Source organism: Brevibacillus gelatini (assembly GCF_050920745.1).
Classification (GTDB): Bacteria; Bacillota; Bacilli; order Brevibacillales; family Brevibacillaceae; genus Brevibacillus; species Brevibacillus gelatini.
The window spans coordinates 2,022,314-2,045,736 of sequence record NZ_CP154342.1; the positions used below are offsets into that span (position 1 = coordinate 2,022,314).

General features: G+C 54.3%; 25 protein-coding genes. All 25 read left to right on the top strand.

Annotated features, from left to right (window positions below; genetic code table 11):
- Positions 1-24: 24 nt before the first annotated feature.
- Positions 25-861 carry a heptaprenyl diphosphate synthase component 1 gene (locus AAFJ72_RS10085; RefSeq protein WP_432776962.1) on the top strand — a complete coding sequence of 279 codons (837 nt, stop codon included), beginning with the start codon at positions 25-27 and terminating at the stop codon, positions 859-861.
- 4 nt (positions 862-865) lie between these two features.
- Positions 866-1,585: a demethylmenaquinone methyltransferase gene (locus AAFJ72_RS10090; protein WP_122904224.1), complete on the top strand. Its 720-nt coding sequence runs from the start codon at positions 866-868 to the stop codon at positions 1,583-1,585.
- A gap of 67 nt (positions 1,586-1,652) precedes the next feature.
- Positions 1,653-2,522: a UbiA-like polyprenyltransferase gene (locus tag AAFJ72_RS10095; protein ID WP_432776963.1), complete on the top strand. Its 870-nt coding sequence runs from the start codon at positions 1,653-1,655 to the stop codon at positions 2,520-2,522.
- Positions 2,519-3,115, top strand: coding sequence for a UbiX family flavin prenyltransferase (locus AAFJ72_RS10100; protein WP_432776964.1), 597 nt, complete (start codon positions 2,519-2,521; stop codon positions 3,113-3,115). Before AAFJ72_RS10095 ends, AAFJ72_RS10100 begins: the two co-directional genes overlap by 4 nt.
- Before the next feature lie 4 nt (positions 3,116-3,119).
- Positions 3,120-3,983 carry a menaquinone biosynthesis protein gene (locus tag AAFJ72_RS10105; RefSeq protein ID WP_432776965.1) on the top strand — a complete coding sequence of 288 codons (864 nt, stop codon included), beginning with the start codon at positions 3,120-3,122 and terminating at the stop codon, positions 3,981-3,983.
- Positions 3,984-3,999: 16 nt separating this feature from the next.
- Entirely contained in the window at positions 4,000-4,965 is a 966-nt protein-coding gene (locus AAFJ72_RS10110) for a polyprenyl synthetase family protein (protein ID WP_432776966.1), read from the top strand.
- A gap of 104 nt (positions 4,966-5,069) precedes the next feature.
- The gene (gene ndk, locus AAFJ72_RS10115; protein WP_122904229.1) at positions 5,070-5,513 is read left to right on the top strand and encodes a nucleoside-diphosphate kinase; all 444 of its coding nucleotides are present in this window, start codon (positions 5,070-5,072) and stop codon (positions 5,511-5,513) included.
- Between the two features lie 134 nt (positions 5,514-5,647).
- Positions 5,648-6,421 carry a CheR family methyltransferase gene (locus AAFJ72_RS10120; protein ID WP_432776967.1) on the top strand — a complete coding sequence of 258 codons (774 nt, stop codon included), beginning with the start codon at positions 5,648-5,650 and terminating at the stop codon, positions 6,419-6,421.
- A gap of 77 nt (positions 6,422-6,498) precedes the next feature.
- Positions 6,499-6,666 carry a hypothetical protein gene (locus AAFJ72_RS10125; protein WP_170163411.1) on the top strand — a complete coding sequence of 56 codons (168 nt, stop codon included), beginning with the start codon at positions 6,499-6,501 and terminating at the stop codon, positions 6,664-6,666.
- 195 nt (positions 6,667-6,861) lie between these two features.
- Complete coding sequence (aroC, locus tag AAFJ72_RS10130; RefSeq protein ID WP_432776968.1) at positions 6,862-8,025, top strand: chorismate synthase; 1,164 nt, start codon at positions 6,862-6,864, stop codon at positions 8,023-8,025.
- A complete protein-coding gene (gene aroB, locus AAFJ72_RS10135; RefSeq protein WP_432776969.1) occupies positions 8,025-9,128 on the top strand; it encodes a 3-dehydroquinate synthase in 1,104 nt (367 codons plus the stop codon). The genes aroC and aroB overlap by 1 nt, the downstream gene beginning before the upstream one ends.
- The gene (aroH, locus tag AAFJ72_RS10140) at positions 9,128-9,505 is read left to right on the top strand and encodes a chorismate mutase (RefSeq protein WP_432776970.1); all 378 of its coding nucleotides are present in this window, start codon (positions 9,128-9,130) and stop codon (positions 9,503-9,505) included. The genes aroB and aroH overlap by 1 nt, the downstream gene beginning before the upstream one ends.
- Before the next feature lie 280 nt (positions 9,506-9,785).
- Positions 9,786-11,300 (top strand): anthranilate synthase component I, encoded by a 1,515-nt coding sequence (gene trpE, locus AAFJ72_RS10145; protein ID WP_432776971.1) that lies wholly within the window; start codon positions 9,786-9,788, stop codon positions 11,298-11,300.
- Positions 11,294-12,319 (top strand): anthranilate phosphoribosyltransferase, encoded by a 1,026-nt coding sequence (gene trpD / locus AAFJ72_RS10150; protein WP_432776972.1) that lies wholly within the window; start codon positions 11,294-11,296, stop codon positions 12,317-12,319. The genes trpE and trpD overlap by 7 nt, the downstream gene beginning before the upstream one ends.
- Positions 12,309-13,118 (top strand): indole-3-glycerol phosphate synthase TrpC, encoded by an 810-nt coding sequence (trpC, locus tag AAFJ72_RS10155; RefSeq protein WP_432776973.1) that lies wholly within the window; start codon positions 12,309-12,311, stop codon positions 13,116-13,118. The genes trpD and trpC overlap by 11 nt, the downstream gene beginning before the upstream one ends.
- Positions 13,115-13,786, top strand: a complete 672-nt coding sequence (locus AAFJ72_RS10160) for a phosphoribosylanthranilate isomerase (RefSeq protein ID WP_432776974.1) — start codon at positions 13,115-13,117, stop codon at positions 13,784-13,786. Before trpC ends, AAFJ72_RS10160 begins: the two co-directional genes overlap by 4 nt.
- Entirely contained in the window at positions 13,746-14,978 is a 1,233-nt protein-coding gene (trpB, locus tag AAFJ72_RS10165) for a tryptophan synthase subunit beta (protein ID WP_432776975.1), read from the top strand. The genes AAFJ72_RS10160 and trpB overlap by 41 nt, the downstream gene beginning before the upstream one ends.
- The gene (trpA, locus tag AAFJ72_RS10170; RefSeq protein WP_432777174.1) at positions 14,978-15,799 is read left to right on the top strand and encodes a tryptophan synthase subunit alpha; all 822 of its coding nucleotides are present in this window, start codon (positions 14,978-14,980) and stop codon (positions 15,797-15,799) included. The genes trpB and trpA overlap by 1 nt, the downstream gene beginning before the upstream one ends.
- Before the next feature lie 29 nt (positions 15,800-15,828).
- Positions 15,829-16,923 (top strand): histidinol-phosphate transaminase, encoded by a 1,095-nt coding sequence (hisC, locus tag AAFJ72_RS10175; protein WP_432776976.1) that lies wholly within the window; start codon positions 15,829-15,831, stop codon positions 16,921-16,923.
- A 68-nt stretch (positions 16,924-16,991) separates the two neighbouring features.
- A complete protein-coding gene (locus AAFJ72_RS10180; RefSeq protein WP_432776977.1) occupies positions 16,992-18,095 on the top strand; it encodes a prephenate dehydrogenase in 1,104 nt (367 codons plus the stop codon).
- An 83-nt stretch (positions 18,096-18,178) separates the two neighbouring features.
- Complete coding sequence (gene aroA, locus AAFJ72_RS10185) at positions 18,179-19,462, top strand: 3-phosphoshikimate 1-carboxyvinyltransferase (protein WP_122904241.1); 1,284 nt, start codon at positions 18,179-18,181, stop codon at positions 19,460-19,462.
- A gap of 311 nt (positions 19,463-19,773) precedes the next feature.
- Positions 19,774-20,895 carry an amidohydrolase family protein gene (locus AAFJ72_RS10190; RefSeq protein WP_432776978.1) on the top strand — a complete coding sequence of 374 codons (1,122 nt, stop codon included), beginning with the start codon at positions 19,774-19,776 and terminating at the stop codon, positions 20,893-20,895.
- A gap of 145 nt (positions 20,896-21,040) precedes the next feature.
- A complete protein-coding gene (locus AAFJ72_RS10195) occupies positions 21,041-21,631 on the top strand; it encodes an RNA polymerase sigma factor (RefSeq protein WP_122904243.1) in 591 nt (196 codons plus the stop codon).
- Positions 21,628-22,278, top strand: coding sequence for a zf-HC2 domain-containing protein (locus AAFJ72_RS10200; RefSeq protein WP_122904244.1), 651 nt, complete (start codon positions 21,628-21,630; stop codon positions 22,276-22,278). Before AAFJ72_RS10195 ends, AAFJ72_RS10200 begins: the two co-directional genes overlap by 4 nt.
- Before the next feature lie 101 nt (positions 22,279-22,379).
- Positions 22,380-23,324 (top strand): tetratricopeptide repeat protein, encoded by a 945-nt coding sequence (locus AAFJ72_RS10205; protein ID WP_432776979.1) that lies wholly within the window; start codon positions 22,380-22,382, stop codon positions 23,322-23,324.
- Positions 23,325-23,423 lie beyond the last annotated feature (99 nt).

A 23,423-nucleotide genomic window follows, 5' to 3' on the forward strand; every position in this document is an offset into this window, starting at 1 on the left:
TGCGCAGCTTGTGGAGGAGGACGCATGAGCAAAGAACATACCCCATATGCAGAAGAGGTTCGGTCGATCATCGAGCAGATCTACAAGCGAACCACCCATTCCTATGTAGAATATTACGTAGACGTTCCTTCCAAGGCGGAAAATCGCCTGGAACTGTTGTACCTGTTTTTGCGGGAACAAGGCATGACGAAGGAACGGGCTTCCGTTTTCTGCACAGCGACGGGACTCGTCCAGTTGGGACTGGACATGCATGAACATGTGAAAAATCAATACGAAGATTCATTGAGCGCGGAACGAAACAGACAGTTGACGGTGCTCGCCGGAGATTATTACAGCAGCAGATATTACCAACTGCTGGCTGAAAAGGGCGAGATCGAAGCGATCCAACTGTTGTCCGGAGCCGTTCAGCGCGTGAATGAAGCGAAAATGAAGCTGTACGTGGCAGGGCGCGATTCCAGAAGCTTGTCGGATGAAGAGTACTGGGAGTTGCGCAATACGATTGATACAGGCTTGTATGTAGCGTTTGTCGAGAAGTACGCGGATTCGGATGAGCGCCGCCAGTTCTGGGTAAATCTGATGAAAGAAACAGCGAAGGTTGAGAGCGTCATTGGAGAATGGGAGCAAATCAAGTGGCAAGAACAAGTTCCTTTTGGTTTTGCTCGTTTTTTGCTGCAAAAACCGGGTGCTACGCTTGCCCAGGTGCTGTCGGCCGTTGAGATGAAGGCGATGGAAATGCTCAGCCTGTGCGAGCAAATGGTGCGGACGCTGCACCCTGTGGAAACACGCAATGTGCTCGCTTCCATAACGGCTCGCTACTCCCGTCGAGTGAATCGCCTGAAACGAGTTATTGAGGAGATGTAGCCTAGTGGACCAGACACAAATGAAAGAGAAGGCAAAGTACGTTCACTCCGTATTTGAGAGCATTGCCAGCGACTACGACAAAATGAACAACGTCATCAGCTTTGGCAGCCATAAGGCTTGGCGCAATTACACCATGAAGCAGATGAACATCAAGCCTGGGGACAGCGCGCTTGATGTAGCCTGCGGAACGGCGGACTGGACGATTGCCTTGGCAAAGGCCGTGGGCAAAGACGGACGGGTTGTCGGGCTGGACTTCAGCCAGAACATGCTGGATGTAGGAGCGTACAAGGTAGCGAATGCAGGTGTTGGCAATATCGTCAAGCTGGTGAATGCTGATGCCATGAGCCTTCCATATGAGGACAATACGTTCGATTTTGTTACGATCGGCTTTGCCTTGCGCAACGTGCCGGATGTGCAGCAGGTGTTGAACGAGATGACCCGCGTCGTGAAGCCGGGAGGAAAAGTCGTTTCCCTGGAAGTGTCCAAGCCTCCTTTTATACCGTATCGCAAGCTATTTTACTTATACTTCTATAAAATTTTGCCGTTGATTGCGAAAATGACCGTGAACAAGTATGAGGAATACGCTTGGCTCCCGCACTCCCTGACGAATTTCCCGGACAGCCGCGAGCTGGCGAGGATGTTTCAGCAGGCTGGTCTGGACCCGGTCCAGGTCAAGCTGTTTATGGGTGGGGTTTCCGCTCTGCACATCGGCACGAAGCCGTAGCCTCAGCGTCTGGCCCCGGCGTGAGCGGGCATGGGCGGTATTTTTCAGGAGATAGGAAGTGTCATGGATGGCTCTACGCAAATTGAAAATCATCTTGGAAATGATAAAATTCGAGCATTCCCTGTTTGCTCTGCCGTTTGCTTTTATGGGGGCGGTTTTGGGAAGTATTGTAGTTGAGAAGGCATGGCCGACATGGATGGAAATTTTTTGGGTGACTGTTGCGATGGTAGGGGCACGCAGCGCAGCCATGTCGCTGAACCGCCTCATCGACCGTTTCATTGACGCCAAAAACCCGCGAACAGCAACACGGGCGATTCCGGCGGGACTGATCTCCGTGATGGAAGTCGTCCTGTTTATCATTGCTTCGTTCGTGCTATTGTTTATCGCTGCCTACCAGTTAAATGAGCTGGCAGTCAAGCTGCTGCCTCTTGCTGTTTTCGTACTGGTGTTGTATTCCTATACGAAACGTTTTACCTGGCTGTGCCATTTTGTATTGGGAGTAGCAATCGGGTTCGGACCGTTGGGAGGCTGGGTAGCCACGACTGGCCAGGTAGACGCGATTGGCTTACTCCTGTTTGCTTCCGTGCTGTTCTGGACAGCCGGCTTCGATATTATTTACGCCTGCCAGGATGCGGAATTTGACCGCAAGGAAGGGCTGTTCTCCTTGCCGAGCCGCTTTGGGATTGCAGGGGCGCTGCTCGTGGCGAGAGTGTGCCACGTCCTGACCTTTATCGGCTTGATGTCGCTGTACGTCGTAGCGGACCTGTCGATCTGGTTTTTGATCGGCGTGCTCATCTCCGGGGCGATCCTCATTTACGAGCACACCCTGGTCAAACCGACAGACCTGTCCAAAGTCGACGTGGCGTTTTTCAACATGAACGGAATTTTGAGTGTCGTCATGTTCGTGTTTACTATGATTGATCTGGTGATAGCATGAACAGACAAAAGTGGGTAGTGGGAATAACAGGTGCAAGCGGTGCCATTTACGGCGTCCGGGTCGTAACCGAGCTATTGCGTGCCGGACATATCGTTCATTTGATAATTACCGAGGCGGGCTGGCAAGTTTTTCACGACGAGCTGGACTGGCATGCAGACGATCGGGAAGGGCTGCTGCGGGAGAAGCTGCAGCAGGATTTTCCCGGAGAGCTTTATTATTGGGGCTTGCGCGACTTCAACTGTCCCGCCGCGAGCGGTTCGTATCGCTGCGACGGCATGATCGTGGTTCCGTGTTCGATGGGAACCCTCTCTGGCATCGCGCACGGTGCCTCCGGCAATTTGCTGGAGCGTGTCGCTGATGTGATGATAAAGGAAGGCAGGCGGCTGGTCATCGTCCCTCGGGAGACGCCGCTCAATGCGATTCACCTGGAAAACATGCTCAAGCTGAGCAGGCTCGGCGTGCGGATTTTGCCGGCCATGCCCGGTTATTATCAAAAGCCGCAAACGATGGATGACCTGATTAACTTTGTCGTTGGAAAAGCTTTGGATGCACTGGAGGTACCACATTCGCTGTTTCGGCGTTGGGGGGAATAGACGCATGCAAACGTTTTTGCGGATCGGCCAAATCTTGTATACCAACGTACTGCCTGTTTACTACTACTTTGAACAAGCAAAATTCGAGGATCGGATCGAATTCATCCGCCAGGTGCCAGCCCAGTTGAATCTGGCGATGGCAAAAGGCGAGATTGACATGGGACCGATTTCCTCGTTCAGCTATGCTGAGCATGCTTCCCGCTATGTGGCACTGGCGGACCTGTCTGTCAGTGCAAAAGGGAAGGTAGGCTCCCTTTTCCTATTCAGCAAAAAGCCGATTGAGCAGCTGAACGGGGCGAAAATCGCCCTGACCAATACGTCAGCGACGACGGTGAACCTGCTGAAAATCATTCTCCACAAGTTTTACGAATACGAGATCGCTTACGTTACGCAAGAGCCGAATCTGGCGCAGATGCTGCAAGGAGCTGATGCTGCCCTGCTGATCGGCGACGATGCGATTGCCGCAAAGCGGACGGCCAAAGACTTGCATGTGTACGATCTTGGAGAGCTGTGGCACAAGTTTACGGGCTACTCGATGACATTTGCCATCTGGGCGCTCAGACGCGCTGTCATTGACGAGTATTATGACTTGATCGCGGAAGTCCACGCTTCGTTTTTGGCGAGCAAAGAAAAGACGAAAGCCAATCCCGGTCCGTTAGTGGATTACGTTTGTGCGCACTTCGGCGGGACAAAAGAGGAATGGACTCACTACTTTGCGGGACTGCAGCACGATTTTGGCGAAGTGCAGCGAGTGGGACTGGAGTATTATTACCGATGCGCGGCGGAGCTGGGGCTTCTGGCGGCACCCGCGACCGTCGAGTTGTGGCAGGCGGATGGCCACAAGACGAATATTACGCTTGCGAGATAGGTGGAACGGATAACGGATGAACCTGGTCGATATTTACTTCAAAATGAAAAAGGACGTCCAGTACATTGAGGATGAACTGGAAAAATCGATCGATACAGACGTTCGCGAGCTGTATCAATCCTCGACGCATTTGCTCAAAGCCGGGGGAAAGCGCATCCGTCCGGTGTTTGTGCTGCTCGGCGGCAAGTGGGGCCATTACGATGTAAAAGTTTTGAAGCATGTAGCCGTTCCGCTTGAACTGATTCATATGGCTTCATTGGTGCACGATGATGTGATTGACGATGCGGACAAGCGGCGGGGCAAAGACACGGTTCGCATGAAATGGGACAACAAGGTGGCGATGTACGCGGGCGATTACATTTTTGCGCGCGCACTGGCTATTGCTTCCCAGTTGCCGAATCCGAAGCTGCACCAGATTCTCTCCAACGCCATTGTCGAGGTGTGCAAAGGCGAGATTGAGCAGGTAAAGGATTTGAAGAACTGGGATCAAAGCTTCCGCACGTATTTGCGCAGAATCAAGCGGAAAACGGCGCTGTTGATCGCGATCAGCTGTCAGCTCGGGGCCGTGGCAAGCGGCGCCACCGAAGAACTGGTGCGAAAAATGTACTGGTACGGCTACAACGTCGGAATGGCGTTTCAAATTACCGATGATATTCTCGATTTTACGGGAACGGAAAAGCAGTTGGGGAAACCGGCGGGCAGCGATCTTCTCCACGGCAACATCACGCTGCCGGCGCTCTACACGGCATACCACGGCAAGGCGAGCGGGCAGTTCCAGGAATGGATCAGGCAAAACACGTTTTGGGAGCATACAGACGAAGCGATTCGCCTGGTGCGCCAGGACGAAGGCATCGCCTTTTCCCAGCGGCTGGCCGAGCGTTATATCGCCCGCGCACATGCTGTTCTCAGCGACCTGCCCAACACACAGGCGAAAACGTCTTTGACAGGAATTGCCAACTACATCATTGATCGCAAATTTTAATGTGAATTTGCCGGTCAGCCTGTTGCTTGGCCACCCCAGTTTTGATAAAATTTTCGTTGGTGTTGCATACACCAATACATAGCTTTGATGGAGGCATACTTACTATGGAAAAAACGTTCCTTATGGTAAAACCTGACGGCGTACAACGTAACCTGATCGGCGAAATCGTGTCCCGTTTCGAGAAAAAAGGCTATCAACTCGTTGGTGCAAAGCTGATGAACGTAAGCCGCGAACTGGCTGAAAAACACTATGCAGAGCACAAAGAGCGCCCATTCTTCGGCGAACTGGTTGACTTCATCACTTCCGGTCCAGTATTCGCAATGGTATGGCAAGGAAACAACGTGATTGCTACTGCTCGTGCGATGATGGGCAAAACTAACCCATTGGACGCAGCTGCTGGTACCATCCGCGGCGATTTCGCGACTTCCGTTGGCATGAACATCATCCACGGTTCCGACTCCCCAGAAAGCGCTGAGCGTGAAATCGGCCTCTGGTTCTCCGCTGACGAAGTTCTCTCCTACGAGAAAACGATCCAACGTTGGATCTAAGATAAACGGCTGGAAAAACCCCAATTATGGGGTTTTTTCTTTTTTTCGTCAAAATCTGCTCGCGAAGAGATAGGATTTTGGCGAAAATTAGCGAAAACAAAGAGTTAAGAGTTTTCAAGGGGGTACAATTCTGTATGGAAGACAAGGACTTTCTGCAATTTATCGCTAGCGTTAAAAAAATGACCGGAATTGATCTTGCCCTCTACAAAGAAGCACAGATGAAGCGGCGCCTGACTTCGTTGCGGCAAAAGCGGGGCTATCACACTTTTGTCCAATATTTCGATGCGATCGCAAAGGACAAGGAACTGTTTTACGAATTTCTCGATCGGATGACGATCAACGTCTCGGAGTTTTTCCGCAACCCCGGACGCTGGGAGGTTCTCGAAAACAAGATCCTGCCGCGGCTTGCCAAGCAATCGTCGCGCATCAAATGCTGGAGTGCCGCTTGTTCCACCGGCGAGGAGCCGTACACGCTCTCGCTGATCCTGCTGCGCAAGCACCTGGACGGAACGATCCTGGCATCCGACATCGACGAGGGAGCATTGGCCAAGGCGAAGCAAGGTGTCTATACGGACCGTTCCCTGCAGGATTGTCCGAAAGAGCTGGTCGCGAAGTATTTCGTCAAGGACGCGCTCAGTTACCGGATTACCGACGAAGTGAAAAGACGGGTCACGTTCAAAAAGCACAACCTGCTGGCAGATTCATTCGACACGCAGTTCGATCTCATCATTTGCCGCAATGTGATGATCTATTTCACGGAAGAGGCCAAGCATGAGCTGTACCACAAGTTCAGCCGGGCGCTCAAACCGGGCGGCGTGTTGTTTGTCGGCAGTACGGAACAAATTTTCCAGCCGCAGCAGTATCAGCTGGAGGCGGAGGATACGTTTTTTTATCGGAAAATGGGATAAATCCCCACGGCCATCTGTATAACCCTGCCCTTTTTTCCCAAGACTAGGAATACTTACTTAGCCAAGGGAGGCAGCAGATGGATAAGCACAAGGTCATCGAAGCGTACCGACGCGGTTTGATTACGTTGCAAGAATGCGGGCAAATACTCGGGGCTGAAAAGACGCAACTGGATGATTTGCTGCGCGTGGATCATTCCAGAAGGCCACTAAGTCCCAATCCTTTTTTGATGGTCGATCCTTTTTGAACCAGCACCATCTGTAAGCGAAGCGCTTCTCCCGACGGAGGGGCGTTTTTTCCTGCAAGCGAAACGTTTTTCAGCAGGTTGCCACTTTTGTGTTCCCACAGCGGGACAGGTATGATATTATAGCGCTTAAAAGTGATAAAGGACAGCGACCCGAATTGGGGATACGAGCTGCCTGGAGGATGGAGGAAGGAAGAGATGCGTTACTTGACAGCAGGGGAATCTCACGGTCCGCAGCTTACGGCGATTATCGAGGGAGTTCCAAGCAACCTGCCGATTTCCGTTGAGGCAATCAATGAACAGTTGGCACGTCGCCAAAAAGGTCATGGACGTGGCCGCAGAATGCAGATTGAAAAAGACCAGGTGAAAATTTTGTCCGGCGTGCGCCACGGTTATACGACAGGGGCGCCGATTACACTGGTCGTTGAAAATAAGGACTGGGCGCACTGGCAAACGATCATGAGTGCCGAGCCGGTAGAAGAAGGCGCAGAGGAAAAACGCCGCGTCTCTCGCCCGCGTCCAGGCCACGCTGACCTGAATGGCGCGATTAAATACCATCAGCGCGATATGCGAAATATTCTGGAACGTTCCAGTGCCCGGGAAACGACCATCCGTGTGGCTGTAGGCGCTGTCGCTCGCCAGTTGCTCGCGGCTTTTGGCATCCGGATCGGCGGACATGTTTTGCAGATCAGCGATGTGGTTGCGAAGCGCCAGGACGTCAGCCTGGAAGAGCTGATCGCCCGCACGGAAGAATCGCCCGTTCGCTGTCTGGACAAGGAAGCGGAGCCGCTCATGATGGCGGCAATCGACCAGGCAAAAGAAGACGGCGATTCCCTTGGCGGAGTGGTTGAAGTCATTGTGGAAGGCGTGCCGATTGGTCTTGGCAGCCACGTACAATGGGATCGCAAACTCGACGGACGACTGGCGCAGGCGATCATGAGCATTCAGGCGTTCAAGGGAGTGGAAATCGGCATCGGGTTTGAGGCAGCAGGCTTGAAAGGCTCCCAGGTCCATGACGAAATCATCTGGAACGAAGAATCTGGCTACAGCCGCAAAACGAACCGCGCAGGTGGTTTGGAGGGCGGCATGACAAACGGAATGCCGGTAGTCGTGCGCGGCGTGATGAAGCCGATCCCGACGCTGTACAAGCCGCTCATGAGCGTGGACATCGACACCCGGGAGCCGTTTTCCGCCAGCATCGAGCGCTCCGACAGCTGCGCGGTTCCGGCAGCGAGCGTCGTAGCGGAAGCGGTAGTCGCATGGGAGATCGCGCAGGCGATGTGTGAAAAATTCCCGAGCGATTCGATGGACGACATGATCGAAAACGTGCGTGAATATCGCGCCTACACGGAGAAATTCTAATGAATACGAACAGACTGACAGTAGAGCTTGGCGAGCGCTCCTACGAGATTGTAATCGGTGATTCTCTCTTGCAGCATGTACCTGAACTGCTTGCGGAGGCAGGCGTTGTCTCCACAAGCAAGCTGATGATTATTACAGATGAGCATGTGGCGGCCCGTTACCTCGAACCGCTGCGTGATGCTCTTCGTGTTGCCGGATACGATGCGACTGCGAGCATTGTGGAAGCGGGCGAGCAATCGAAAAGTCTGGCTGTCTATGAACGGCTGATGACGGAAGCGATCCAGGCCGGATTGGACCGCAAATCCGCGATTCTCGCCCTGGGTGGCGGTGTCGTGGGCGACCTGGCTGGCTTTGTGGCGGCGACGTTTATGCGCGGCATTGACTTTGTTCAGTTGCCGACTACGTTGCTTGCCCACGACAGCTCGGTCGGCGGGAAAGTGGCGATCAATCATCCGTTGGGGAAAAACTTGATCGGCGCTTTTCATCAACCGCGCGTCGTCATCTATGACACGAAAGCACTGCATACCTTGCCGAAGCGCGAAGTGGCGGCAGGGTTTGCCGAAGTTATCAAGCACGCCCTGATTTCGGACGCCTCCTTCGCCGATTGGCTGGAGGAGAACGCTGCCCGCCTGTGGGAGCTTGACTCAGCATTGTTAGGGAAGGCGATTGAAAGAGGCTGCGCGGTCAAGGCTGCGATTGTCTCTGCCGACGAAACCGAGCAGGGCCAGCGTGCGCTCTTGAACCTGGGACATACATTCGGTCATGCGTTTGAGGCGTTGTCGGCCTACTCGACGTTGAATCACGGCGAAGCCATTTCCATCGGGATGTGCATCGCCGCCAAAGTAGCGGAGCGAATCGGCTTTGCGAAAAGCGGTGTGTACGATCGCACGAAGCACCTGCTCAGCCTGTACCACTTGCCGACGGCCTGGCCAAAAGGACTGTTGCCGCAAGAGGTGCTCGATGCGATGAAGCGGGACAAGAAAACCGTTGGCGGCAAGCTTGCCCTCGTATTGCCGCGCGCAATCGGGCAGGCGGAAATTGTGAAAAACGTAGACGAACAGCTCATCCTGACAGTAATGAGTGAAGAAGCGGAGGCTTTGTAATGGGAATGCGAGGAATCAGAGGCGCGGTTACGGTAGAAGCAGATACGCGGGAAGAGATTGTCTCTTCAACCAAGTGGCTGCTGGAGGAAATGGTTACGCGCAATGAGGTCAGTCCGGAAGACATCGGCAGCATCATCATCACGACGACAGAGGATTTGTCTGCGGCCTTTCCCGCCCAGGCGGCGCGTCTTTTGACAGGGGAAGCCTGGCAGTATGTTCCGCTGATGTGCGCGCGGGAAATTCCCGTGCCGGGCAGCTTGCCCCTCTGTATTCGCGTCATGATGCACGTCAACACGGAGAAGTCGGCAAAAGAGATTCAGCACGTTTTTTTGCGGGAAGCAGTCAAGCTTCGCCCGGATTTGACAAATCGCAGTTGACAAAGAGGGCGCTCTCTTTTACCATAAGTGAAACGAGAGCGCCTCGTTTTCCGAAAAGGAAGAGCCTATACCGGCTGAGTTGAGAATGAGTAGAGCAGAGTTGAGAAGAGTCAGGTTGAGGAGAGAAGAGCAGGCTGGGTACATATTTGTCTACCCAATCCAGTTCTGTCACTGGGTTTTTTTGTATATTTTTCTCCCCCTACCTCTCGCTCTAGGAAGCGGGCAGTGAAAAGGCGGTTTTTCTCCCTTTTTGCTCCCACTAAAAAGGAGATGAGAGTTCATGTATTTTCCCTCCCTTGCTGAGGTCCAGAACCTTTCAGCATCCTATTCCCTGATCCCTGTGAGCTTGAAGCTGCTGGCTGACCAGGAGACACCCATCCGTTTGTATCAGAAGATTCGTACGAGTGATTCGTTTCTGCTGGAAAGCGTGGAAGGCGGAGCGCGTTGGGCTCGCTATTCGTTCATCGGGATGAATCCTTTTCAAGTCGTGGAAGCAAAAGGCGAAGACATCTCCGTCGTCAAGCGAAGCGGAGAGCGCGTCACTTTGACAGGCAATCCCGTCAACTTTTTGCGCCAGGAGACAGACCGCTTCAAAAGCCCAAAGCTTCCCGGCTTTCCCCGGCTGAGCGGCGGGGCCGTAGGCTTTTTTGGCTACAACACCCTGCGCTATTTTGAAGATTTGCCGGCGCACCGCCAGGAGGCAGTACGCGTGCCGGACATGCGGTTTCTCTTCGTCGACGAGATGATCGCATTCGATCACCTGAAGCAGGAAATTCAGTTGATCGTCAACCTGCACGCAGAGCCGGGAGATTCCGCCGAAGTAATTGACGAAAAATACAGGCTAGTCTGCGAAAGGCTGGAGCAGCTCGCAACAATGGTAACTGCTCCTTTGGAGGTAGACAGCCGCATCCAGGTAGAAACCGGGTGCCCCGCTCCGCTCAACGTCGAGCCGAACATGAGCCGCGAGCAGTTTGAGCGAATGGTCGAGCAAGCCAAGGAGTATATCGCGGCAGGCGATATTTTTCAGGTAGTGCTCTCGCAACGCTTTTCCGTCAAGACCGACGTGGACCCGTTTGCCGTGTACAGACTGCTGCGCACGCTCAATCCTTCGCCGTACATGTACTATCTCGAATACGAGGGCGAAACAGTGGTCGGTACGTCTCCCGAGTTGCTCGTTCGGGTGGAGGATGAAAAAGTCGAGATGCGCCCGATCGCTGGAACGCGGAAAAGAGGCGCGACCCCACAAGAGGACGAGGAACTGGCGGCAGACCTTTTGGCGGACAAAAAGGAACGGGCCGAGCACTACATGCTCCTCGATCTCGGCCGCAACGACGTCGGCAAGGTGTCGGCTTACGGCAGCGTCCGCGTGGAAGAGGCCTTGGTCATTGAAAATTACTCGCATGTGATGCACATGGTGTCGCATGTGACGGGCAAGCTGCGCGAGGGGCTGCACGCCTTTGACGCGCTGCTCAGCGCCTTTCCTGCCGGGACCGTCTCCGGTTCGCCAAAGCTGCGGGCGATGGAGATTATCGCCGAGCTGGAACCGGATGCGCGCCACCTGTACGCGGGAGCAATCGGCTACATTTCCTTCGACGGTTCGCTCGACAGCTGTATCACGATCCGGACGTTGTTTTTCCAGGATGGGTACGCACACGTGCAGGCCGGAGCAGGCATCGTTGCCGACTCGATTCCGGCAAACGAATACCAGGAGACAGTGAACAAGGCGGCCGCGATGATCTCGGCCCTGGAAAAAGCAGAACAGCTATTTGTGCGCAAGGAGGTATTGCCATGCTGACCTATGCATTGGAGCAAATTTTGCGAGGAAACGACCTGACGCGGGGAATCGCGGAGGAAGCGATGGGAGAAATCATGGACGGCAAGGCAACGCCTGCCCAGATCGGAGCCTTTTTGGCGAGCATGCGGCTCAAGGGCGAGCAGGTTGAGGAAATCATCGGGTTTGCTCGGGCGATGCGCGCTCGGGCGATGCGTTTTCCAATCGAGCTGCCGGGGCTGGTCGATACTTGCGGCACAGGCGGGGACGGCAGCAATACATTCAACATCTCGACAGCAAGCGCAATTGTGGCGGCCAGCGATGGCGTGCGGATCGCCAAGCACGGCAACCGGGCTGTGTCGAGCAAAAGTGGCAGTGCAGATGTCCTCGAACAGCTGGGGATTCCGGTCAACCTGTCGCCAAAGGATGCCGCTGATTGCCTGCGCGCCACCAACCTGTGCTTTTTGTTCGCGCCGCTCTATCACCAGGCGATGAAGCATGCGGCAGGCCCGCGCAAGGAGCTGGCCGTGCGCACCGTATTCAACCTGCTCGGCCCATTGACCAATCCGGCAAACGCCAGCCACCAGCTAATGGGCGTCTATGACGTAAAGCTGCTGCCAACTGTCGCGGCTGTCTTGCGCGAGCTGCATGTCGAACGGGCGTTGGTCGTGGCTGGCTCAGACGGGCTGGATGAGCTGACCGTGACGGGAACAAGCCAGATCGCGGAGCTGCGTGACGGCGAGATTCACACGTATGAGATCAATCCGGAACAGTTCGGATTGCACCGCCACGAAAAAGAGGCGCTGCGCGGCGGAGATGCGGCCGAAAACGCGGCGATCATTCGCGAGGTATTCGCTGGCAAGCGCGGTGCAGCGCGCGACATCGTGCTCCTGAATGCAGGGGCGATTCTCTACCTGGCTGATCGCGTCCGTTCGATTGAAGCAGGCGTGATTCGGGCAGCGGAGCTGATTGACGACGGCCTCGTCATGCGCAAGCTGGAACACATACAGCAAATTGCAGGAGGGATGATTCATGCTTCATAAAATCGTGGAAAAGAAACGTGAGGAAATCGCCCGTCTGCAAAAAGAGACGACGGTAGCTGCCTTGCTGCAGCAAGCCAAAGCGCAAGAGCCTCCACGCGGCTTTCGCCAGGCGCTGGTACAAAGTGTGCGCCCCGTCAGTGTGATCGCGGAAGTGAAAAAGGCGTCGCCGTCGAAAGGGCTGATTCGCCCGGACTTTGATCCGCTCGCGATTGCGAGGTCGTATCAGGAGGCTGAGGCCGAGTGCTTGTCCGTCTTGACCGACGAATCTTTTTTTCAGGGCAGTCTTGCGTATTTGCAGGGCATTCGCGAAGCCGTAGACCGTCCGTTGTTGCGAAAAGATTTTCTCATCGAAGAGATTCAGGTAGTGGAAGCGCGGGCAGCCGGAGCGGATTGCATCTTGCTCATCGCAGCGATTCTCACGCACGAGCAACTGCGGCATCTGTCCCAGACGGCAGAAGAGCTTGGGATGGATGTCCTCGTCGAAGTGCACGACAAGCGCGAGTGCGAGCTTGTTTTCCGCGCGATGGAGCCGAAGCTGCTCGGAATCAATAACCGCAACCTGCATACGTTCCAGACTGATCTCGCCGTGACGCACAACTTGCTTGCCGAACTGCCTGCTTCCCTGACGGTAGTCAGTGAAAGCGGCATTTCTTCTGCGGCGGATGTGGAAAACGTCAGACAGGCTGGGGCACGCGCGGTTTTGGTCGGCGAACATTTCATGCGTCAGCCTGATGTGAAGCAGGCCGTTCTCGATCTGGTCGGAGCCGCGCAAGGCGGCAAGGCGGAGGTGAGCTTGTGACCCGGCTGAAAATTTGCGGGATCAAGCACGAAAAGACGCTTGCGCTGTTAAAAGAGCTCAAGGTCGACTATGTGGGACTGGTGTTTGCCCCAAGCAAGCGGAGGGTAGACGCGAAAACGGCAGGGAGACTGCTCGCTGCCGTTCCCGGCCACCCGCCGGCTGTCGGCGTGTTTGTCAATCCGACGATGGAGGAGCTGGATGAAGTGCTGCGAGAAGCACCGCTGTCTGTCATTCAGCTGCACGGTCAGGAGACGCCGGAATTTTGCCGGCAAGTTCGCGAACGGTTTTCGGTGTCAGTATGGAAAGCATTGGCCGTTGGCGGCGATACGGATGCTGCCAAGGCGCTGGAAGGGTATCGGGGAATCGTGAGCGCCTTTTTGTTCGATACGTACGACCCGGCACAGGCAGGAGGTACCGGAAAAAAGTTTTCGTGGGAACAAATTCCGCAGCTGCAAGCGAAGTGCAAGGACGCGGACTGCATCATCGCAGGCGGGATTCATGCAGAAAACGTAGCCGAACTGATCGGCACGTACCAGCCTGCCATGATCGACGTGTCCAGCGGAGTAGAGACGGATGGAGAGAAAGACGGAGAAAAGATAAAAAAACTGGTGGAGAGGGTGAAGGCGCATGCCAAGCAATATACAGACAACCACGCGGGTCGTGCCTGACGAGAACGGACGGTTTGGCGCATTCGGCGGAAAATACGTGCCGGAGACACTGATGAATGCTTTGCACGAGCTGGAGACCGCTTTTGAGGAAGCGCGACGTGATCCTCAGTTCGTAGAGGAGCTGAACGAACTGCTCAATAAATACGCGGGTCGCCCTACGCCATTGACGTATGCGGAGCGGCTGACGGAGGCGCTCGGCGGGGCGCAAATTTACCTCAAGCGCGAAGACCTCAACCATACCGGGGCGCACAAGCTGAACAACGCACTCGGACAAGCGCTTTTGGCAAAGCGCATGGGCAAAAAGGCGATTATCGCGGAGACGGGAGCGGGGCAGCACGGCGTTGCCAGCGCTACCGTTGCCGCGAAGCTCGGACTGTCCTGCAAAGTGTTCATGGGCGAAGAAGACATTCGCCGCCAGTCGCTGAACGTCTTTCGCATGAAGCTGTTGGGAGCGGAAGTCATTCCGGCTGTATCCGGCTCGCGGACATTGAAAGACGCGACGAACGAGGCGATTCGCCATTGGGTCTCTCACGTAGAGGAAACGTTTTACGTGATTGGTTCGGTTGTCGGCCCTCATCCGTATCCGTACATGGTGCGCGAATTCCAGAAAATTATCGGGGAGGAAACGCGCCAGCAAATTTTGCAGCAGCTCGGCAAGCTGCCTGACGAGGTAGTCGCCTGCGTAGGCGGCGGCAGCAATGCGATCGGGATGTTTTATCCGTTCATTCAGGATGAGTCAGTTGCGCTTCGCGGCGTGGAAGCAGCAGGAAAAGGAATCGGTACAGACAAGCATGCTGCGACCTTGACGCTTGGACGCCCAGGCGTGATTCACGGCTCGCTCACCTACTTGCTGCAGGATGAGCACGGACAGGTGCAGGAGGCGCACTCCATCTCGGCGGGGCTGGATTATCCGGGTGTCGGTCCGGAGCATGCCTATTTGAAAGATACGGGAAGAGTGACGTATACGTCCGTAACCGATACCGAGGCACTCGCGGCCGTCGAGCTTTTGTGCCGCACCGAAGGAATCATTCCTGCACTGGAGAGCGCCCACGCGATTGCTGAGGTCATGAAGCGCGCTCCGCAAATGTCGCCGGAGAAGATCATCGTCATTTGCCTGTCGGGACGCGGGGATAAAGACGTGCTGACCATTCAGGAAGCCCTGGCGGAGCGCACAGAAGGGGGAGAGGCATGATGACGACAACTGTAACGAACCGAATTGACCGTCTGTTTGCGGACCGCAGCCGCAAGCGGTTTATCCCGTTTATAACTGTCGGAGATCCGACGCCGGAAGCGGCGTTTCACCTCGTGCGCGCGATGGTGGACGCCGGTGCCGACATCATCGAACTGGGCGTTCCGTATTCCGACCCCTTGGCAGATGGCCCGACGATTCAGCGCGCTTCGCAGCGGGCTCTGCAACACGGCGTGTCGATAGCAGACGCCTTGCAACTGGTGTCCCGCTTGCGAGAGTCGGGTGTAGAAGCGGGTATCGTCCTGTTTTCTTACTTCAACCCCGTCCTGCAATACGGCATCGAACGCTTTTTCGCCGACCTGGCCGCGCATGGCGCAGACGGCGTCGTCATCCCGGATTTGCCGATTGAAGAAAACGGCCCTGCTGTGGCCGCCGCAAAACAAAACGGACTTCACGTCATTTCGCTGGTTGCGCCAACGTCTGATACGCGGATCAAAACGATCGGGGAGCAGGCGACAGGCTTTCTCTACTGTGTCTCGTCGCTCGGCGTGACGGGAGCGCGGGCAGAACTGCGCGAAGACTTGGCGGACTTTTTGCAGCGGGTAAAAGCGAGCACGACGGCGCCGACTGCTGTCGGATTTGGCATTTCTACTCCCGAACAGGTGCGGGCTGTAGCGTCGCATACAGATGGTGTGATCGTGGGCAGTGCGATTGTGCAGGAGATTGAGAAGCACCAGGACCAACTGAAAGATCCAGCTCACATGCCGGAAGCTGTTGAAAAAATAAAAACGTTTGTACAACAGTTGGTGAGTGCGCTACAATAGTGGGAAAAACGTGACTGGAGTGAACGTGGATGCAACCGAAACAACGCATACTCAATGCCCCTGTTTATCAGCCAGGGAAGCCTATTGAAGATGTCAAACGGGAGTTTGGTTTGACAGAAGTAATCAAGCTGGCGTCCAACGAGAATCCTTACGGCTGCTCGCCTAAGGCGAAGGCGGCCATTGCGGAGCAACTGGACAGTCTCGCTCTTTACCCGGATGGCGCAAGTCTCAGCCTGCGCTGGGATTTGGCTGAATTCCTTGGCGTGAAGCCCGGTCAACTCATTTTCGGAAATGGTTCCGATGAAAATTTGCTGATGATCGCTCGCGCTTTTTTGAGTGAAGGCACGAATACGGTCATGGCTACCCCTACCTTTTCCCAATATCGCTCCAACGCGATTATCGAAGGGGCAGAGCTGATCGAGGTTCCGCTTAAAAACGGCGTTCACGATCTGGAAGCGATGGCAGCCGCCATCAACGAAAAGACGAAAGTGGTCTGGGTATGTAATCCAAACAACCCGTCTGGCACCATCGTGACTGCGAAAGAGCTGGAAGCGTTCCTGGAAAAAGTGCCGCGCAGCGTTCTCGTTGTGCTGGATGAAGCCTATTACGAGTATGTTGTTGATCCGGAATATCCACAAACTGTTCCGCTACTCGATCAGTATCCGAATCTGATTATTTTGCGGACGTTCTCCAAAATTTACGGTCTGGCATCGCTGCGCGTCGGCTACGGCATCGCTTCCGAAGAGCTGGTGTCTGCGCTGGAGCACGTGCGCGAGCCGTTCAACACAGGGGCGCTTGGTCAAGTAGCAGCTCGCGCGGCTCTGCACGATCAGGAGTTCGTTGTCGCGTGCCGCGAGCGCAACCGCGAAGGGCTGAAGCAGTTGACAGACGCTTTTGACGAGTGGGGACTTTCGTACTTCCCGTCGCAGACCAACTTCATCCTGGTCGACCTGAAAAAAGATTCGGATGAAGTGTTCAAAAAGCTGCTGGCACAAGGCATCATCGTGCGCTCGGGAAATGCCCTCGGCTTCCCAGGATACCAGCGGATCACTGTGGGAACCAAAGAACAGAACGAAAAGTTGTTGTCTGTGTTGAAAGAAATTGTGACTGGCGCACTGAAATAACGGTCAAAAGATGCCGGGCGAACCCCGGCATCTTTGTCTACGCAAACAAGGAAGGATAGGAACTGGAGATGAAAAAAATTACCATCGCTGTTATCGGAGTCGGATTGATCGGCGGTTCGATCGCTTTGTCGATGCGACGGGACCCCAACATTCGGGTCGTCGGTTACGATGTACGACAGGAACCTTTGGATAAAGCGTTGACCCTTGGAGTCATTCATGCGGGCACGACTGATTTGCAGACGGCCGTCCGGGAAGCGAATGTCATTTTTCTCGCCTCACCCGTAGAACAGATCGTGGCCACCTTGCCGTTGCTCAAAGACATGGAGCTGCAGCCGGATGTCATCGTGACAGACGTGGGCAGCACCAAATCCGGTATCGTGAGACACGCTGTTGAGGTCATGTCGGAGCGCGTGACGTTTATCGGGGGACACCCGATGGCAGGCTCGCACAAGTCAGGGGTCGAGGCAGCTTCCGACAGGCTTCTCGAAAACGCGTACTACGTATTGACTCCGGCACCGGGCACTCCGCCTGAAAAAGTGGAGCGCTTGACCGAGTTGCTGTCGCTGACACGGGCAAAAGTCGTGCAGATGGACGCCGATACCCACGATCAGGTGGTGGGCGCCGTCAGTCACTTCCCGCACGTGCTGGCATCTGCGCTGGTCAATCTGGTGGCTAACTACGACGAGGAAAACGCCTGGCATTCCCGCCTGGCGGCAGGTGGCTTTCGCGACATTACGCGCATCGCGTCCAGCAATCCGCGAATGTGGCGTGACGTGCTTTTGCAAAACCGTGAGCCTCTCCTGAAAATCGCCAAAGACTGGACAAAGGCGCTGGAGGATGTCATCGAGCTTGTGGAAGAGGGCGATCCGGAAGGAATTGAACGGTTCTTCCAGACCGCGCGCGACTTCCGCGACGGCTTGCCGGAGCGTAAAACCGGAGCTTTGCCGCCGCTGAACGACTTGTACATCGACATTCCCGACCATCCGGGAGAGATTGGACGGATCACGACGCTTTTGGGGGCAAAGCAGATCAACATTACCAATCTGCAAATCAGGGAGACGCGAGAAGACATATACGGAGCGCTGCGCATCACCTTCCACTCCCAGGAGGAAATGGAAAAAGGGGAGGAACTTCTGCGCTTTTTCGATTACAATGTATACAGGCGTCCATGAGTTATTTTTATACAAACACGCTTTACAACGAAGACGCTTCACAGCATGACTAATTGTGAATAGAGACAAAGGGGAGTGGAACTGTGCTTCGAGTTCGTCAAGCCAAAAAAATTGCAGGGACCGTGCGTGTTCCAGGAGATAAATCCATATCGCACCGTGCTGTCATGTTCGGTGCGCTGGCAGAAGGTGTTACGACGATTGAAGGCTTTTTGCCCGGCGCTGATTGTCTGAGCACGATCAGTTGCTTCCGGCGCATGGGCATCGAGATTGAGCAGCAAGGCGACAAAGTGACCGTCTACGGAAAAGGCTGGTACGGCCTGCAGGAGCCTGAGCAGCATCTCGATGTGGGCAACTCCGGGACGACGATCCGTTTGATGTCCGGGATTATGGCGACACAGCCTTTTCACGTCGTGCTGGAAGGCGATGAATCGATTGCCAAGCGCCCGATGCGGCGCGTGATTGGACCGCTGCGTCAGATGGGGGCGAAGATTGACGGCAGAAAAGACGGGGAGTTTACGCCGCTTTCCATTCGCGGCGGCAAGCTGGAGGGGATTGCTTACCAGTCTCCGGTAGCCAGCGCACAGGTCAAGTCGGCGATTTTGCTTGCAGGCTTGCAGGCGAACGGCGTGACCAGCGTCACGGAGCCGCATCTGTCCCGCGACCACACCGAGCGCATGCTGCAAGCATTTGGCGTCTCTGTCGTGCGCGACGGGCTGACGGTATCCGTGGAGGGCGGACAAAAACTGACAGGACGAGCAATCTCTGTGCCAGGGGATATTTCCTCAGCTGCGTTTTTGATTGCAGCGGTCATGGTCGTTCCCGGCAGCTCGCTGTTGATTGAAAATGTCGGAGTCAATCCGAGCCGCACCGGGATTATCGATGTGGTCAAGGCGATGGGCGGCCGTCTGGAGCTGCTTAATGAGCGCGTCGTAAATGAAGAGCCGGTTGCCGATTTGCTCGTGACCCATTCACAGCTGCACGGCATCGAGATCGCCGGCGATATGATTCCGCGGCTGATCGACGAGATTCCGGTGATTGCGGTCATGGCGACCCAGGCAAAAGGCAAGACGGTGATCCGCGACGCGGAAGAGCTGAAGGTCAAAGAAACCGACCGCATCGCGACTGTCGCAAGCCAGCTTTCCAAGTTTGGCGGTCGTGTTACCCCGACCGAGGACGGAATGATTATCGAAGGTGAGACAGCGCTGACAGGTGCGGTTATCGACAGCATGGGCGACCACCGCATTGGTATGGCGATGGCGATTGCCGGGCTTTCGGCAACGGGCGAGACGGGAATCGAAAACGAGGAAGCGATCAATGTATCGTTCCCTGGATTCGAGGAACTGCTTGCCAGCATCTGCCAACAATAGAACAGACGAAAAGGAGCCTGCCGCTCGCAAATCGGCGGGCTCCTTCGCCTGTTTGCCAACTGTCCTGAAATCTTTGCAGGGGGTTGGCGCTTTTTAGTAAAAATGATTTGACAAGCGCTTTCATTCCGTTTATTATAAAACTACAGTATGGTTTCTCTCCACTCCTATCCAATAATATAATTAGCACACGTGTGCTACCGCTGTTTGAATGCGCTTACAATCAACAGCGGTCTTTTTTTTTGTCATTTTTTCCTTGTCCCGGCATATGCTCGTACAAATTGCAGCTCGATGCCAGCCAGGAGGGGACAAGCATGCCGAAGCAAGCAATGGTCATTCGAGGGGGAACCGTAGTCACAGCGTACGGAATCAAAGAAGCAGATATTTGGATTTCAGGCGGAAAAATTGTTCGCATCGCCAGGGATACATTGACCAAAAAAACAGCGATGACCGTATTCGAAGAGGTGGACGCGTCGGGCATGTATCTTTTGCCCGGCTTCGTCGCACTTCCGGCCCGATCGCTGTATAAGATAAAAGATCGGAAGACGTACATAGACGTCATGCGTGAACTGGTCAGGAGCGGGTGCACGAGTTTCGTGGACGTGTTGCGCCCGGAGTCATGGATGAGCAGTCCGCAGCTTGCATACCAGCAGACAAGGCACTTCAACAGCCCGCTCGACTACGCCTGGCACGTAGGGATTGAGGCTACCCAACTGCGGGCGGGGACGGTGGCGCAGTACGGCAAGCTTGGCCTTTCTTCCATTCATGTCACGATCACATGCCCGGAAGAAATTTCCGCGATCAAATGGGAAACGCTTTTGCAGCTTCATACGTCTAAACAAACGGTTTTGCATTTGCACATTCAAAACGATGCTTCCGTCAAAAAAGAACAACGCGATCTCATTCGACAGCTTTGGCTGGACGCCACGAGATACTGGCAGGTGCGTACCGTCATTTCTGATCCGCAAGCGGCCTTCGAACAAAAACAATACGACCCGTTTTTGCACATTTTCCGTTTGAATGCTGAAACAACGGACCGGGCTGTCCGATATATATATCAGAGGTTTTATCATAGCTGCCAGGTCGCTGCCCCTTTGCAGGATGTTCGCATTGATTATCGCCGGAGATGGTGCCCGCCAGAGGTGCTGCTTTGTCTGCTCGTCAGACTTGCTTCGACAAATGTAGCCAAGGCAATCGGCCTTTATCCGCGAAAAGGAAGCTTGACACCGGGAGCAGACGCTGATATTGTCTTCCTGAAAAAGGAAAACTGGTTGACAAAGGATGTTCTTTCCACTATTCTCAATTTTAGCGAAATACATCTTCCAACATCTGTTATGTCGAATGGCAGATGGATGTATCGAAACGCGCAGTTTAGCTCTTCAATTGGGATGGGCAGACGACTTTTCGACACGAAGCCCAACGCCTATGTCATTTAACCCCAAAATTGGGGGTTTTTTCGTGAAGGATTCCCGCAGTGAGACGAGAAAAGAATCGTAAGGTCGCGCAACTTTTTACATCCCCAGCAGTCTAATATAACAAAGGCCGCTGAGGGATCGGAATCGCAAGGAGGTAATCCTGATTATGACCGATTCCCAGCTTATCCGAGAGATTAAAGAAGGTAATCTGGAATGCTATGCTGAACTGATTCGTCGTTATGAAAAAAAGATCCTTTCATTTGTCACTCACCTTTTGCGCCAGGCCCATCTGGAGCATATCGCTGAGGACATTTGTCAGGAGACGTTTTACAAGGCGTATAAGAGCATTCATTCTTTCCGAGATGTAGAAGCAACCTTCTCCACCTGGCTCTATACGATTGCCCGCAACTCTGTACTCAGCGAATTGCGCAAAAGCCGCAACTCCGACGTGTATCTGGACGATACGCTGCAAGTGCCGATGGCTTCTCCCAAGACCTTGCCCGAGCAGGTTTTGTTGCGCAACGAACGGGAGAGCATGGTCAGACTTGCGATCAACAATCTGCCGGAAAAGCAGCGCTCTGCCCTGATTTTGCGGGAGTACGAACAAATGGATTACACTGAGATCGCCACGATCCTCGATTTGACTGTCAGCTCCGTGAAATCCTTGCTGTTTCGGGCACGGCAAAGTATAAAAGGCCAGCTGGAAACCTACATCCTGGACACGAAATTGGATGAAGCTGAAGGGATGAATCGATGATGAGATGTGAAGAAGTGCAGGAAATTCTGCCTGAATACGCCGAAAATCTGCTGCCCGAAGTGACGCAACGCCGCGTTGACCATCATATGGCTTCCTGCTATGCTTGCCGTTCCGACTACGAATTTTGGGCGGACAGCGGCGAGTGGATGGCGATGGACAAGGAAGAGTATCATTCCGTTACGCCATCCCGTTCCATTGTAGATGCGGTCATGGCCCGGATTTTGTCCGAGGAGAAGTGGGCGATCCCGATCGGCAGAAAAATTTTCAGCGTAACAGCCAGAATGCGACGTATGGGAGCAAGTGTGGCCGTACTTTTGCTGATGTTGTTTACGTTTACCCTATATGTGAATACGAGTTCGACGGAGCATGCGAATGCCCTCGTCATTAATGGAGAAGTCATGGAGATCAATTCGCCAAAGGCGCAAGTCATTTCTTCTTCCATGCAAACAGATGATGGTACATACGTCGTAGAAGCGCAGCCACTCTCCTCCCAGGAAGACACGCTTGCGAGTGCGACGGCTTCCATCGTTCCGCTGGATGCCAAGCCTGTTACGGCAGATGCAGCCAAGCCCAATTACCCGATTGTGCTCAGCGTATTCGGGATTTTGATAACCGTGTTGACAATGAGCTGGCTTACTCGTGCATAATGGTATAAAATCAAATGGAATGAAAAGACCGTCCACGGACGGTCTTTTGTGGCTCTTCAACCAGAAAACGGCCCAAGCAAAATACATACGAGGTGAACACAATGCCGAAAAAATGGCTGTATGTGATAGACGAGGCGATCAAGCGGATTGAAAACGACGAGGTGGAGCTGGGCTTGACCGCTCTGCAAAAAGTGCAGGAGCACGGAGCGGATCTTCCGGATGTGATGATGTATTTGGCCGAGGTGTGGTACCGGCTGGGACATTTGGAGGTAGCGGGCAATCTGCTGTCAGAGGTGCTGGAAAAAAATCCGGGCATGGAGCCGTCCTTGCGCAGAGAGTGCCAACTGCTGCTCGCAGAAATTGCCCTTGATTCCAGCGATTTTGAAACCGCGCAGCATTTGCTCTATGAATGCAAGGAATCGGGGTACGAAAGCATTCAGCTTGACCTGTTGCTCGCAGATTTGTACGCGCTGCAAGATCTGGATGAGGTGGCGGTGAAGTATCTGGAGCAGGCAAGGCAAAAAGAGCCGGACAACCAGGACATTTTGGTGGCGCTCGGCAACCTGTATTTCCGTATTGGCGAAGACGATGTAGCGATGAAGCTTTTGGAAGAGGCAGGACACGAGAGTCTGGAGCTGTTGCTGACAAAAGGGCGCTCGCTGGCACAAAGCGGCCAGTTTGAGCAGGCGTACCAGGTGTTCCGCCAGGCGCTGGTGCTTGATCGCTCGCCGGAAGTATTGTATGGGGCGGCTCTGATGGGCTTTCACGTAGGACGTCTGGAAGAAGCGGTAGAGCTGGTGACTGCCTTGCAGGCGGTTGATGAGGAATACGTCGCTGCGTATCCGTTGGCAGCAGACATTTACCTGTCGCTGGGCAAAACCGAACAGGCTATCGACGCCTTGAAACAATATGTGAAGCTGTCCGGCTTCGATCTCGATCAGATCCGCCGTCTGATTGCGCTCTTGACGCAGGCGGGACGGTACGACGAGGCGAAAGAATACCAGCAACTGCACGACCAATGGGATCACGAAGCAGACGATGAGTAAAACGCGCATATAAAAAATCGACGAACAGGAAGTCACGCATGTGGCTTCCTGTTTATATTTCCGCTTTTTGGCAAGAATGATGGATACAAGACAAGAAAG